General features: G+C 54.6%; 12 protein-coding genes. 3 read left to right on the top strand and 9 right to left on the bottom strand.

Translation table 11 applies throughout. The features are described 5' to 3' along the window. Positions 1-39 precede the first annotated feature (39 nt). From GS612_RS10910 to GS612_RS10900, 3 genes are read left to right on the top strand one after another with little or no spacing between them, the layout of a single operon-like run. Positions 40-1119 carry an AI-2E family transporter gene (locus GS612_RS10910; RefSeq protein WP_171230012.1) on the top strand — a complete coding sequence of 360 codons (1080 nt, stop codon included), beginning with the start codon at positions 40-42 and terminating at the stop codon, positions 1117-1119. Next, positions 1116-2180 carry an HlyD family secretion protein gene (locus GS612_RS10905; RefSeq protein WP_171640271.1) on the top strand — a complete coding sequence of 355 codons (1065 nt, stop codon included), beginning with the start codon at positions 1116-1118 and terminating at the stop codon, positions 2178-2180. Before GS612_RS10910 ends, GS612_RS10905 begins: the two co-directional genes overlap by 4 nt. Continuing rightward, on the top strand, positions 2170-3177 hold the full coding sequence (locus tag GS612_RS10900; protein WP_171640269.1) for a DUF2955 domain-containing protein: 1008 nt from the start codon (positions 2170-2172) through the stop codon (positions 3175-3177). Before GS612_RS10905 ends, GS612_RS10900 begins: the two co-directional genes overlap by 11 nt. A 266-nt stretch (positions 3178-3443) precedes the next feature. Here GS612_RS10900 and GS612_RS10895 read toward each other — a convergent pair whose 3' ends face one another. The 9 genes from GS612_RS10895 to GS612_RS10855 all read right to left on the bottom strand — a co-directional run bounded on the left by GS612_RS10895 (position 3444) and on the right by GS612_RS10855 (position 12364). Continuing rightward, positions 3444-4193, bottom strand: coding sequence for a proteasome-type protease (locus tag GS612_RS10895; protein WP_171640267.1), 750 nt, complete (start codon positions 4191-4193; stop codon positions 3444-3446). An 11-nt stretch (positions 4194-4204) separates the two neighbouring features. After that, on the bottom strand, positions 4205-5002 hold the full coding sequence (locus GS612_RS10890) for a transglutaminase family protein (protein WP_152459499.1): 798 nt from the start codon (positions 5000-5002) through the stop codon (positions 4205-4207). A gap of 3 nt (positions 5003-5005) precedes the next feature. Then, complete coding sequence (locus GS612_RS10885; protein ID WP_152459498.1) at positions 5006-5947, bottom strand: alpha-E domain-containing protein; 942 nt, start codon at positions 5945-5947, stop codon at positions 5006-5008. Between the two features lie 2 nt (positions 5948-5949). Continuing rightward, complete coding sequence (locus GS612_RS10880; protein WP_152459497.1) at positions 5950-7368, bottom strand: circularly permuted type 2 ATP-grasp protein; 1419 nt, start codon at positions 7366-7368, stop codon at positions 5950-5952. 280 nt (positions 7369-7648) lie between these two features. Then, on the bottom strand, positions 7649-8335 hold the full coding sequence (locus GS612_RS10875; protein WP_171640265.1) for a D-lyxose/D-mannose family sugar isomerase: 687 nt from the start codon (positions 8333-8335) through the stop codon (positions 7649-7651). Continuing rightward, the gene (locus GS612_RS10870) at positions 8332-9609 is read right to left on the bottom strand and encodes an amylo-alpha-1,6-glucosidase (protein ID WP_171640263.1); all 1278 of its coding nucleotides are present in this window, start codon (positions 9607-9609) and stop codon (positions 8332-8334) included. The genes GS612_RS10875 and GS612_RS10870 overlap by 4 nt, the downstream gene beginning before the upstream one ends. Positions 9610-9621: 12 nt before the next feature. Then, on the bottom strand, positions 9622-10662 hold the full coding sequence (locus GS612_RS10865) for an ABC transporter ATP-binding protein (RefSeq protein ID WP_152459494.1): 1041 nt from the start codon (positions 10660-10662) through the stop codon (positions 9622-9624). 23 nt (positions 10663-10685) lie between these two features. Next, complete coding sequence (locus GS612_RS10860; RefSeq protein WP_152459493.1) at positions 10686-11522, bottom strand: carbohydrate ABC transporter permease; 837 nt, start codon at positions 11520-11522, stop codon at positions 10686-10688. Then, positions 11519-12364, bottom strand: coding sequence for a carbohydrate ABC transporter permease (locus tag GS612_RS10855; protein WP_152459492.1), 846 nt, complete (start codon positions 12362-12364; stop codon positions 11519-11521). The genes GS612_RS10860 and GS612_RS10855 overlap by 4 nt, the downstream gene beginning before the upstream one ends. Positions 12365-12406 lie beyond the last annotated feature (42 nt).

Genomic DNA, 12406 nt, shown 5'->3' with positions numbered 1-12406 from the left:
GAGTGTAAAGTTTGAACAAACAAATGTTGGAGGGATGGTATGGAAAAGACTCAGGACGCGAAGATTGTCGATCTCGCGATTAGATTGCTGTTTCTCGGGCTATTCCTTTACAGCGCTTTGGTAATGGTCGCCCCGCTGGCAAGCGTGGTCATCTGGGCGACGATCCTGTGCGTCGCACTCTATCCGGTTTTCGATTGGCTGCAGTCCAGGTTGGGCGGAAGAAAGAAGCTTGCGACGACGATACTGGTGTTGTTGGGCCTCGTTCTGACCTTGGGGCCGGTCGCGACAGCGGTATCCGGAGCAGCCGAACTTGGGTCTGGATTTGCAGAACAAGCTGACAACGGCGAGCTAAAAGTCCCACCGGCACCCGATGGCTTAAAGGAGCTGCCGCTGGTCGGAAACAAAATTGCTGAAGTCTGGGGCTTGTTTGAACGAAACCTTGACGGCGCGCTTGCCAAATACGGCGCGCAGATTCTTGAGATCACCAAATCACTGTTCGGAAAGGTGCTAAGCATCGGGCTTGGGCTCTTGGCGTTGGCCCTGTCCGTCTTGATCATGGGGGCTTTGTTCAGCCCTGGTCCAAGTCTGGTGCAAGGCCTGCAGCGCTTTGCCAACCGTGTCTTTGCGCCCCGTGGCGGTGAGTTCGTTACACTTGCCGGCGCTACGATCCGCAACGTGACAAAAGGTGTGATTGGCGTGGCTGCGATTCAGGCGGTCGTGGTTTGGATATTGTTGGCGCTGTTCGGAATTGGCTCGGCCGCCACGCTGGCGTTTATCTGTTTGATCCTCTCGATTATCCAGATCGGGCCCGGCTTGGTTCTTTTGCCAGTGATTATTTACGCTTGGAGCACCATGTCCGGCGGTGCTGCGTTGATCTTCACAATACTGGCTATTCCCGTTGCGATAATGGACAGCTTCCTAAGGCCTGTATTCATCTCAAAAGGCCTCGAAACACCAATGCTGGTCATACTCATTGGTGTTCTTGGCGGCATGATGGCCTATGGCTTGATCGGCATTTTTATGGGACCTGTTCTGTTTGCCGTGTTTTATGAGCTTTTCAAGGTCTGGATCGACGCCCCTGCAGAAGCTGAAAGCGCGGCTGAAGGAGCCACGAAATGAGAAAGACGATTTGGACCACTTTGGCCGTCATTCTTGTTTTTCTTGTCTGGTATCTTGTCGCTGACCGAAAAACGCCGTTTACCGGGAATGCCAGAGTAAAGGCCATTGCGACCCAGATCGTTCCACAGGTCACGGGTACAGTGACCGAAGTTCTTGTCGAAAACGGACAGATCGTCTCGGCAGGTGATATTCTGGTTCGGATCGACCCCAGGCCCTACGAAATTCAACGCAACAAGGCGGAAGCTGATCTGGAAGCGGCAACGCAGGAGGTGGGTGCATCCTCGGCAGAGGTAAGAGCCGCGCAAGCCAAACTGGCGCGGGCCCAGAGCGATCTGGACACAATACGCATTCAAACAGAGCGTGTTTTTGCGCTGGAAAGAAAGGGATTGATCGCCGTCTCAAAAGCCGACGATGCCCGAGGTCAACTGGCAGAGTCCGAGGCAAATTACGAGAACGCCAAAGCGGATCTTGAAAAAGCAAAGCAGAGGCTGGGTGACGACGGGATCGAAAATCCAAAAATTCAGCGCGCGTTAGCTGCCTTGGCGGATGCAGAGCTAAACCTGGAATGGACTGAACTGCGTGCTCCGGCGACGGGTGTCATATCCAATCTGTTGATCGCCCCGGGTACGTATGCACGGTCCGGTCAGGACCTTTTGACGTTCCTGGATGCAACCGACATATGGATAGAGGCGTATTTTACGGAAAACAACCTAGGCCGGGCTGGGGTGGGTTCTCCTGTTGATGTCGTGTTGGATATGCACCCCGGTCAAATTATCCCGGGTGTCATTGAGAGCTTCAGCGCGGCTGTATCCTTGAGCGGTGGCGATGAACCTGGCCAGTTGGCCAGCCCGCCAAGTACCAAGGGGTTTCTGCGCGAACCAGAACGGTTTCCCGTTCGGATCGTGCTGCCGGGATACGAGGCCGGAAACGCCGAAGACGAACTGCGCTTCCAACTCAACGGGCAGGCCGACGTGATCATGTATTTGAGCGACAATTCCCTGCTGAATGTGGTCGGCCGGACCTATATCCGTTTGGTCTCAATACTATCCTATGCCTATTGAGGATCGAAAATCCGTTATCCGGCTTGCGCTGGGTGTGACCGGCGTTTTCGCCTTGGGCTTGTTTCTTGGGTGGCCTTTGGCGGTTGTGGGAGCAGTTTTCACCGCGCTGTTCCTACAAGCGCCCACCGCGCTGCCGTTGGCGGCATTCGCAAAGCTGTTTGTTTTCTCTATAGGATTGATGTTCATCTCATTCCTGTTGTCGTCCGTTTTCGCTCCCTATCCCGTGGTATTCCTTATTCTGGTTGCCATCGGGATCATCCTGTCCTTCATGTGGTCAGTTTCAGGGGCCGGAGTTCTACCCGGTGTCATAGCACTCATGGGGGCGTTGATGATCCCGAACCTCGTTTTGCAATCGCAGGATCTGGCGCTTGTGCTTGTATTTTGGATACCGATTAACCTGCTATTTGCAGGTTTCGTATCCACGCTGATGTTTGTGATGATCCCAGCGGAACCTCAAACAGTCGCCCAGAAAAAAGCCGACGCGCCACCAGATTTTGACCGGTACCGGCGGATCGTCAGAATGTCGCTTGTGACGCTTCCATTTGCCATGGTGTTTTTTGTGTCCGGGGCATCTGCTTTGCTGGTTCTGTTCTTTGTCGCTCTTTTGAGCCAGCAGTTGGCCGCCATGCCGTCGATGGGAAAAGCCGTCGCCAAAGCTATGCTTACGGCAAACCTGCTTGGGGCAGCGGTGTCGATCATTTGTTACGAGGTGAACGTGATCGCACCGGTTATTCTGACGCCCATTTTGTTATGTCTGTTCTTCTGCTTCACCCTGGGAGCGCTTGGGAAGTCTCAGGCCGCACTCGCGGCAGCAGCCGGTTCGGCGTTGACAACGGTTCTGATCGTTTACGGTGGGTCGGTTGCACCGTTTTCGGATGAAGCTGACGTCAAAAGTATCACGCGCGTTTTGCAAGTTGCAGGGGCCGCTTTCTTCGTGATTGTCGCTTATGTCATAGTGGACGAGTTCTGGCCGGAGAGGGAAATGCAAGCTTCATGAGTTGCCTGAAGTAAAGCTTTCAGGCCTCCACTCCAGCAACAAGAAGATTGCGTTTTGAAATCAGTGTTACTATCCAAGCACGCGTCGACAACTCAGGTTAATCCGTTTCAGATTCAATACTGTTCTTCCGAATTTGGCAAACACGGCGCGCTTATATTGCCGGCGGAAACACGGGTGCGATCGTATAAACCATCGTCTGCCTAGCCCGCCAAGTAGACACTCAAGCAAAGCTCAGCGAAAGTCGGCGATGCGGACAAAGCGGACGCTCAATCGTTTGGCTTTCGCTCTGGTTTGTATTCTGGAAGCTTGGACAAGGCCGATTTCAACGCGTCGCCCCACACCTCGGAAATGGTGCGAAAGTACTGATCGTCGGGTTCGAATCTGGACCGTGTGCCGCCTTCAAGACTGTCTTCATCGTAAAGAAGAAGGTCAAGCGGAGCTCCGACAGATAGATTGGCCTTGATCGTGGAGTCGAAGCTGACAAGCAGGAGTTTCACAGTTTCCGCAAAGCTCATCTCCGGATCATAGGCGCGCACCAGAATTGGACGACCGTATTTCGTCTCTCCAATCTGAAAGAATGGAGTGTCAGCGCCAGCCTCGATAAAGTTGCCTTCGGGGTAGATCAGAAACAGGCGAGACGGGCCACCTTTGATCTGGCCACCTAAAATGAGTGTCGCATGAAAGGCGCTGTCGGCTTGCTGACCGGATCGGGAATGCTCCTGTATGACGTCATTCAACGTAGCCGCGACCAGTTGCGCGACTTGGAACATTGTCGGTGCTTCCAGTATGGACGGCGAGCGATCTTCTGGCGCTTTGGTCCGCTCTTCCAGAAGGCTTATGGTGGCCTGAGTAGTCGCAAGGTTTCCGGCCGTTAGGATAGTGATCGACCGATCGCCATCAACTGTCCAATTGAACATCTTGTTGAAGGTCGAAACATTATCGACGCCTGCATTCGTGCGCGTGTCGGACATGAACACCAACCCGCGATTCAGCCGCATACCCACAGCATAGGTCATCAAGTTCTCCGTTATTGCTGTGCGACCTGCAACTGCACTGTCAATTGCTCACCCGCTGCCCCAATTCTGTTCCCTATTACTGGGGCAGCTTGGGAATAGTCCAGACCGGTCGCGACGCGTACGTATCGATCGTCAGGTGAAATCCCGTTTGAAACGTCGAACCCAACCCACCCAAGCCCGTCCAAGTACACTTCAGCCCAGGCATGGGTCGCGTCCTGTAGTTCCGTTTCGTTCATCATCAGGTAACCCGATACATAGCGTGCCGGAACTCCGATCTGTCGTGCGCAGGCAATGAAAATATGCGCGTGGTCCTGACACACGCCGCACCCGGATTCGAGTGCGTCTTCTGCGCTCCAGCCCGGGTGCGAACTTCCAATCTCGTACGCGACCTGAGTGCGAATGCTTTCGGAAAGGGCATGCATCTTTTCCAGCGGTTCGCCTTTGGGCAACGCGCCTATAACTTCGGCAACCCCTTTCCCCGGCGTTGTCTGCGGGGTGCTCCTTTTGAATAACCATAATGGAGTCGACCCTTCGTGACGCCCGAGGACGCCATGTGTGTCTTCCACTTCTACAACGCCTTCTGAAATCAACGAGATGCTTTGGGTGTTTACGTCGAAACTGATCAATTCCACGGTGTTGCGGTGGTAGTCTTCAAAAGTCAGTTCTTTGCGCCCGCCAGTGATTTGGGTGCTCCAACTTACAATGTTCTGATTGCGGAATGACTTTGGTGTCTTTCTCAGCTGTTGCAGCCCGAAGGGAACGGGTGCATCGAAATCGTATCGTGTCTCGTGTCGAATGTGCAGTTTCATTGGCTACTCGTAGAACCTGTAATCAACCTCGATCTGTCGACTTAAGCTGCCGAGATCTGTCAGAAAATCCTGAATGTACTCATGCAGACCGATTTCGAAGATATCAGAGATTTTTTGATCCAGGTATTTCTCGTAGAGGCCATTCGAGGCCTCGCAGGAAGGCCCGGCAAAGCCATAGTCTTTCTTTAGGTAAGAAAGGTTTTCTTGAATTTTTCTGCAGCAAAAGTGAAGGCTGCGCGGCATTCGCTGATCCAAGATCAAAAACTGTGCGATATCAGACGGCTGGGTTTTCTCACCGTGGGTCATTCGATATCCTCCGCCAGCGCCGACGGAACGGAGAATGCTTTCCCATTGGATGTTGTCCAGTGATGAGCCAACTGAGAAAGCTGTGGGCAGAAGAACGTAGTATTTCACATCCAGAATGCGCCCGGTATTGTCGGCTCGTTCGACGAAGGTACCAATGCGGGTGAAGTCGAAAATGTCATTGCGTAGCATCGTGCCCAATGTAGCGCCACGAACCAGGGCCGCCTGTTGGCGAATAAGCTCCAGCGTCGCAGGCAGGTCCCGCTCATTCACGCGGCGCTTCATGACATCATCAATCTGCATCCAGGTAGAGTTTACTGCGCTCCAAACATCGTGTGTCAGTGCGGTTCGAACAAGGCGCGCATTGTCTCTTGCCTGCTTGATGACTGACTTGATCGAGGATGGATTATCCGCATCACGCAGCATCCAATCCACCGCGTTGTCTTTTGAAACATCATCGTATTTGGCGTGGTACCCATCCAGAACGCCGGCCGTTTTCAGAACAGAACCCCATTCTTCGGTCGAATTCTTGGTGCGGGTCAACGCCATCCGCTGACCTGTTTCAAGCAGCCTGGCCGTGTTTTCCGCTCGTTCCAGGTAGCGGGACATCCAGAACAACCCACCAGCAGTTTTTCCCAGCATGGTCAGTCCTCCAGAACCCAGGTGTCTTTGGTTCCACCGCCCTGGCTCGAGTTGACGACCAATGACCCCTTTTTAAGTGCCACGCGGGTCAGGCCGCCGGGAGTGATCTTGATCCCCTCAGGCGACACTAATACGAAAGGCCGCAGATCGACATGTCTGGGGGCCAGCCCCGAGCGCGCGAAGATCGGAACGGTTGAAAGCGACAGTGTCGGTTGAGCAATATAGTTCGCCGGCCGCGCTTTGAGCTTGTCGCGGAAAGCTGAAATCTCTTTCTTGCTGGCGGTCGGGCCGATCAACATCCCGTAGCCGCCAGACCCGTGCACTTCTTTCACAACAAGCTCGGACAGATTGTCCAGTACGTAGGACAGAGATTCGGGATCGCTGCAACGCCACGTGGGAACATTTTGAAGCAGGGGCTTCTCACCCGTGTAGAATTCAACGATTTCAGGCATGTATGAATAGATCGCCTTGTCATCGGCTATACCTGTTCCCGGGGCGTTCGCAATCGTGATACCGCCAGCGCGATAAACGTCCAGAATACCCGGCACGCCCAATGCGCTGTCGGGGTTGAAATTCAACGGGTCCAGAAAGTCGTCATCCACTCTGCGATAGAGAACGTCAATGGGTTTATAACCTCTGGTGGTGCGCATGCAGACACGCCCGTTTACAACCCGCAAGTCGTGACCTTCGACCAATTCCACGGCCATCTGATCTGCCAAGAAGGCGTGCTCGTAGTAGGCTGAATTGTAGATGCCAGGCGTCAACACGGCGACAGTGGGTTCTCCCTCGGCGCAAGCTGGCGCGCATGCAGCCAGGGACCGTCTTAAACTACGCGGGTAATCGGAAACATTCCGGACATTTGTGGCGCTAAACAGTTCCGGGAACATTTTGAGCATCGTTTCCCGGTTCTCGAGCATATAGCTCACACCGGACGGTGTACGCGCATTGTCTTCCAGCACAAAAAACTCGTCCGGCCCGGTTCGCACCAAATCAACACCGACTATGTGCGTATAGACCTTACCAGGTGGCGTGATGCCCAACATCTGCGGCAGGAACGCTTCGTTTGCGGCGATCATCTCAGCCGGCACACGGCCAGCGCGAACAATTTCCTGACGGTGGTATATGTCATGAAGAAACGCGTTGATTGCCCGAACTCGCTGTTCGATACCTCGTTCCAGCCGCTGCCACTCTCGTGCCGAAATGACACGCGGCACGATATCAAACGGTATCAGTCGTTCTTCTGCCTCTGCTTTGCCGTAAACATTAAAGGTGATGCCCGTCAGCCTAAAAACTTCTTCGGCTTCACGCTGTTTCGCCCTCAGCCGTGATACGTCTTCAGCATTGAACCAGCGGCCGATCTCTTCATATGGACCTCTGAGTGATCCATCGCCGTTGAACATTTCATCAAAATACTCACTCATGTGTTAAGTTTCACGCTCAAATCAGAATTTTCAAGTCGTTCAGGCTCGATTTGATACTGTCGTCGTAAGTAACGTCTAATTTTCAGGCGAATTGAATATCGTGGTGATTCTAAAACCGTGGCGTTGTTCGCGTTTCCAGCTGTTGAAGCACAACGCAGCGAACGGGCAAATGAAGCCTATAGATATTGCCAATTTTTGGTGAAGGATGACCGCCCAAACTCGGATAGAGAAGGTTAAGTTCGCGCCAAGACGCCACGAACTCCTCCAATGGCTTCATCAATCAGCCTAGCCATTTTGAGTAGTCGCTGACCAGAAGATGTGTCGGCGCGACGTCCTCCTGAACCTCGGCAAATCGGCCAATTGGGTCGCGAAAAACATTGTCGGTCTCGTCGTCATTTACGGTCGAGACCTCGCCGATCAGCACATCGCCACCTTCGCCCCAAAACGCGTGCCAATCACCAGGGCGAAGGGTGACGCTTTCACCGGGGGCCAGGCGCAGTTTCTCGCCCGGGCCGTAGTCGCGGCGGATACCATCCAGCCAGACTACGCCGCCGCGATCCTCTGCAAAACCACCGGTATCATCCGAGCCGAAAAGCTCGACCACTAGGGTCGCGCCACCACGGTTGATGATATCTTCTGCCTTCAGAACATGCGTGTGCATCGGCGAAAGCTGATCCTGCCGTGAAATCAACAGCTTCTCAGCGTAACACATGCCACCGCCTTTCGCTAAGTCGTTCTGCAGACCGTTGCGCAGGGTGAAAAGAAACAGGCCCATCCGATCAAAATCACCGTCGCCGTAATCAGTGATATCCCAACCGCAACGCGCGTCAATCACGTGACGGGCATCGCTTTCACGAGCCTTAAATTCTTCTGGCGTCCAATAGGCAAACGGCGGCAATGTGAAACCGTGAAAGCGTATTAACTCATCTGCTTGAGCCATAATCTCGTTGATGCGCGAACGTTTCATGCGGGCACTTTTTGAATCTTGAGAATTTCAATCACCATTGCAGCTGTCCAAGTGAAATCTCCACCCCCACACGGTTCACCGCTGATGGGATCATAGTATTCCGCAAAGCCGCTTTTCTCAATGAGGCGCAAGCTGCCAGCAAGGATACGTTGTGCCATTGCTTCCTGTCCTGATTGGATAAGCCCTTCGGCAATCATATAGTTCACGACCAGCCATGTCGGTCCACGCCAGTAGCGTTTACTGTCAAAGGCGTCATCCGCCGGGTCGTGGCTTGGCACCAGATAATCGCATCGCTCGGACAGCAAGGCGATCCTTCGCACCAGGGCTTCGGCGCGCTCGGGAGGCACCTGAGCAATTGCCGCAAGTAACCCGCCGACCGTTGGCGTGTCTTGCAGAATCCCGGCGGCGCGATTGTAACACGTGTATTGTCCAAGATTTGCATTCCATAAGCTTTCCAACGCTTCACGGCCCTTGGTGGCCATTTCGCGTGCTTCAGAGGCCATAGCAGGAATACCCAAAATCTCCGCCAATTCCGCAACATCGTCACAAGACCGAATAAGGATGGCATTGAACCCTGGGTCAACCAGTCGGAAAGGCGAGGCGTCATGTAGTTTTGTGTTATCCCATCGCAATCCGCGGAAGTGTTCCACCAACCAGATATACCTTTGGTACTGATCATCTGTCGGGCGATGATCGGGATTGGCATGAGTTGTATCGCGTCGCGTGAACGGTGCTATGCCCTCAGTCGGTACAGCATCCAGCCCTTCGTCCCAGTCCACCGAGTTGTCTCGCCCGGATTCCCACGGGTGAATGATTGCCACCAGCCCGGTGTTTTCTGGATCGCGGTTGCGGTAGAACCACTGATGCCATGCGTGGACCTTGGGCAGAAGTTCAGCAAGCCGCGTCCGGGCGGCGGCTTTGTCTTCGGCCCGATTATAGAGTTTTCGCAGGGCAAGACCCGCAACCGCCGGCTGGGTGATACCGGTCGTCGGTACAGATTGGCCGGTTTGCCAGACGTCAGGACCGGGGAAATAGCCGTCATCGGGTTCGTGAAACACGATATGGGGCACCATACCGTCTTCCCACTGATGGGCCATTAGAGTCTCGACCTCGACCCAAGCCCTGTCCATGTCGAAATGCGAAAAGCCTAACGCAGACAATGCGCTATCCCAGTTCCACTGAAAGGGATAGAGACCGTGGGTAGGCACGGTATAACTGCCACGGTCGTTGCCTTCCATTACTTTGCAGGCCTGATCGATCAGCGCTTGGCTCATCGTGGTTCTCCTTTACGCAACGGCCAGAGTTGTTTTGGGGTCAAACCAGCGTCCGCGACCCTCTTGCGGCGCCAAGGTGAGTACGTCACCGGGTTTCACGTCGAGCTCACTATCCAGCACAGCGCGGAATTGGTGCCCGTCCACATCGCAAGTCACCAGCAAGTGCGCGCCCAGAGGCTCCACAACTTTGGCCCGCGCTCCGAAACCCTGATCTGCAATGCGCAGATCTTCCGGTCGAATCGCCCATTTCAGCTCTTTGCCGTTTGCCGGCCCGTCAAAGTTTTGCCCGGCCACATTCCAGCGCCCGGAACCCGCTGCTTCGGCAGGAAGGAAGTTCATTGGCGGATTGCCGATAAAGCTGGCCACAAACTCGGCCGCAGGATCCCGGTACACCTCGATAGGCGAGGCGGCCTGAACTATTTTGCCCTGATGCATGACGCTGATCCGGTCAGCCATGGACATGGCTTCGACCTGATCGTGGGTCACGTAGATTGCCGTGGTTTTACTTTCAGCCAGAACACCCTTCAGCTCGGCCCGCATCTCCATCCGCAACAATGCGTCAAGGTTAGACAGCGGCTCGTCCATCAGGATCACATCCGGTTCCATCGCCAACGCACGGGCAACGGCGACCCGTTGGCGCTGTCCACCCGAAAGCTCGCCCGAATAGCGCTTCAGAAGCTGCTCGATATGCATCAACCCAGCGGTGCGTTCGACCCGACGTTTGACTTCCTCATCGGGCAGTTTCTGCATCCGCAGACCAAAGCCGATATTTTCGAACACCGTCAGATGCGGGAACACCGCGTAATTCTGGAACACCATCGAGATACCGCGATCCTTTGGCGACAGGTGATCCACCCGGCGGCCACCGATCCAGACCTCGCCGGTGGTCGCTGTCTCGAGCCCCGCAATGATACGCAAAAGCGTGGACTTGCCACAGCCCGAAGCACCTAAAAGCACCATGAATTCCTGATCTGAGATGGTCAGGTTGATGTCGTGCAGAGCCTGGTAGGACCCAAAGTTCTTGGCGATGTTTTTGATCTGTATTTCAGCCATAACAGTTTCCTTTCAGCCACCGCTCAGCGGTTGGCAATACCCCACATGGCAAAGAGATATTTGCGCACGGCGAAGATAAAAATCAGTGCAGGCACCACGAGAATGAACCCGCCTGCAAATTTCAGATGCAGCGGTGCTTCGCCCAGGGTCTGCAACAGGAACGCGGGAAGCGTCCGGTTTTCGATGGTCAGAACGGCGGCCGCGAAAACCTCGTTCCACGAGATTACGAAGGCAAAGATAGCCGAGGCCGTGATCCCCGGGAGGACCAACGGCAGGATCACCTTGGTAAAGGCGGTCAGCCGCGTGCAGCCCAATGTCCAGGCCGCTTCTTCCAGCTCAAGCGGAATGCCTGAGAATAGCGAAAAGGTTATGAGCACCGCAAAGGGGATTGCCAGTGTGGTGTGGACAAGGGCCAGACCGAAGGCTGTGTCATCCAGACCCGTGCGGATAAAGAGAACCGCCAGAGGCAACGCCAGCAGTGGCAGTGGGAAAGCCCGTGTCAGCAGGATCAACAGGCGGAACAGTTCCTTCCCCCGGAAGTCGAACCGTGACAGGGCGTACCCAGCCGGGGCTCCGATCGCGATGGACATCACCATCGTCATCAAAGCAACCACAACTGAATTCCACAGTGCCGCCAGCATTCCCTGGAACCCCGCAAAGAATTCCAAGGATCCCATGTCAAATTCCGGGAGGAAGCTCTTGGGGAAGCTGTTCACAGTATCCGGTGAGGACATCGTATTCACAAACAGCAGGTAGAGCGGGACGATCACCCAGGCGCACAGCAGGATAACCCCGGCCCGGTAAAGCCCTTTGCCCGCCTTACGCGCGTCGGGGGCAACTACGTCTGCAACAGCCGTCATATCGTGGCTCCTTTCGGGACGCGCAAGGCGCGCATAATGATCAGAGTGAAGACGATCGAGATAATCAGAACGATGATCGCGAGTGCTGCTGCCGCACCGCCATTTTGCAGATCAAACTGATAGGCGTAGATCTCGCCCATAAGCACCGGAAAAATCGTGCCCCCAAGGGCTGCGACCACGGCAAAAACCTCAAAGGCAAGGATGACGCGCAGGACCAGGGCCGTTTGCAGGGACGGGCGCAAAAGGGGCAGGGTGATCCGCGTGAATTGCTTCCAGCGCGAGGCTCCGAACACGTCTGCGGCCTCATAGTATTCCTTGGGTATCAAGCCGATGCCTGCGACAAGGATCACAAGCATAATCGCGGTTGCGCGCCAAATCTCGGCCAGCATAATCGCAAGGAATACAATCCAGGGGGTCTGATAGCTCAGCAAACTCACAGGTTGGTCAGTGACACCCAATCCCACCATCATCGAATTCAGGAAGCCTGACTGCTCGAAGATAGCCAACCAGATGATACCAGCTGCAAGGTCCGAAATGCCCAGCGGGATGGTCCAAATGTACAGAACCAGATCGCGTCCCCTTTGCATCTTCGTGACCATTGTGGCCATCAGAAGCGAAAGGGCCAACTGGATCGGCACCACAGCCGCTGCCAGAAGAAAAGTGTTCTTCATTGAAATCGGGAACTTCCAGTAGTTCACAACCTCGCGAAAATTATCCAGTGAGAAACCGCTCTCGGTTCCAAAAGCCTGCTGCGCCACCAACGCAAACGGGTAAAGAAAGAACAGGCAGAGAAACAGAGTCACCGGGAGGATCAGAAGGTATGGCAATAGCCGCGCTTCCATCGGACCGCTCCTTCAAGTTGGGAAAATGCTGGGGAGCCGGGC

Origin of the sequence: Ruegeria sp. HKCCD6157 (genome assembly GCF_013110685.1) — a bacterium.
GTDB lineage: Bacteria > Pseudomonadota > Alphaproteobacteria > Rhodobacterales > Rhodobacteraceae > Ruegeria.
This window is presented reverse-complemented; position numbering and strand designations above follow the sequence as displayed.

What these genes read in the sequence shown, in the direction of transcription:
- GS612_RS10910 (WP_171230012.1), top strand. Translation starts at nt 40, where the DNA reads ATGGAAAAGACTCAGGACGCGAAGATTGTCGATCTCGCGATTAGATTG.
- GS612_RS10905 (WP_171640271.1), top strand. Translation starts at nt 1,116, where the DNA reads ATGAGAAAGACGATTTGGACCACTTTGGCCGTCATTCTTGTTTTTCTT.
- GS612_RS10900 (WP_171640269.1), top strand. Translation starts at nt 2,170, where the DNA reads ATGCCTATTGAGGATCGAAAATCCGTTATCCGGCTTGCGCTGGGTGTG.
- GS612_RS10895 (WP_171640267.1), bottom strand. Translation starts at nt 4,193, where the DNA reads ATGACCTATGCTGTGGGTATGCGGCTGAATCGCGGGTTGGTGTTCATG.
- GS612_RS10890 (WP_152459499.1), bottom strand. Translation starts at nt 5,002, where the DNA reads ATGAAACTGCACATTCGACACGAGACACGATACGATTTCGATGCACCC.
- GS612_RS10885 (WP_152459498.1), bottom strand. Translation starts at nt 5,947, where the DNA reads ATGCTGGGAAAAACTGCTGGTGGGTTGTTCTGGATGTCCCGCTACCTG.
- GS612_RS10880 (WP_152459497.1), bottom strand. Translation starts at nt 7,368, where the DNA reads ATGAGTGAGTATTTTGATGAAATGTTCAACGGCGATGGATCACTCAGA.
- GS612_RS10875 (WP_171640265.1), bottom strand. Translation starts at nt 8,335, where the DNA reads ATGAAACGTTCGCGCATCAACGAGATTATGGCTCAAGCAGATGAGTTA.
- GS612_RS10870 (WP_171640263.1), bottom strand. Translation starts at nt 9,609, where the DNA reads ATGAGCCAAGCGCTGATCGATCAGGCCTGCAAAGTAATGGAAGGCAAC.
- GS612_RS10865 (WP_152459494.1), bottom strand. Translation starts at nt 10,662, where the DNA reads ATGGCTGAAATACAGATCAAAAACATCGCCAAGAACTTTGGGTCCTAC.
- GS612_RS10860 (WP_152459493.1), bottom strand. Translation starts at nt 11,522, where the DNA reads ATGACGGCTGTTGCAGACGTAGTTGCCCCCGACGCGCGTAAGGCGGGC.
- GS612_RS10855 (WP_152459492.1), bottom strand. Translation starts at nt 12,364, where the DNA reads ATGGAAGCGCGGCTATTGCCATACCTTCTGATCCTCCCGGTGACTCTG.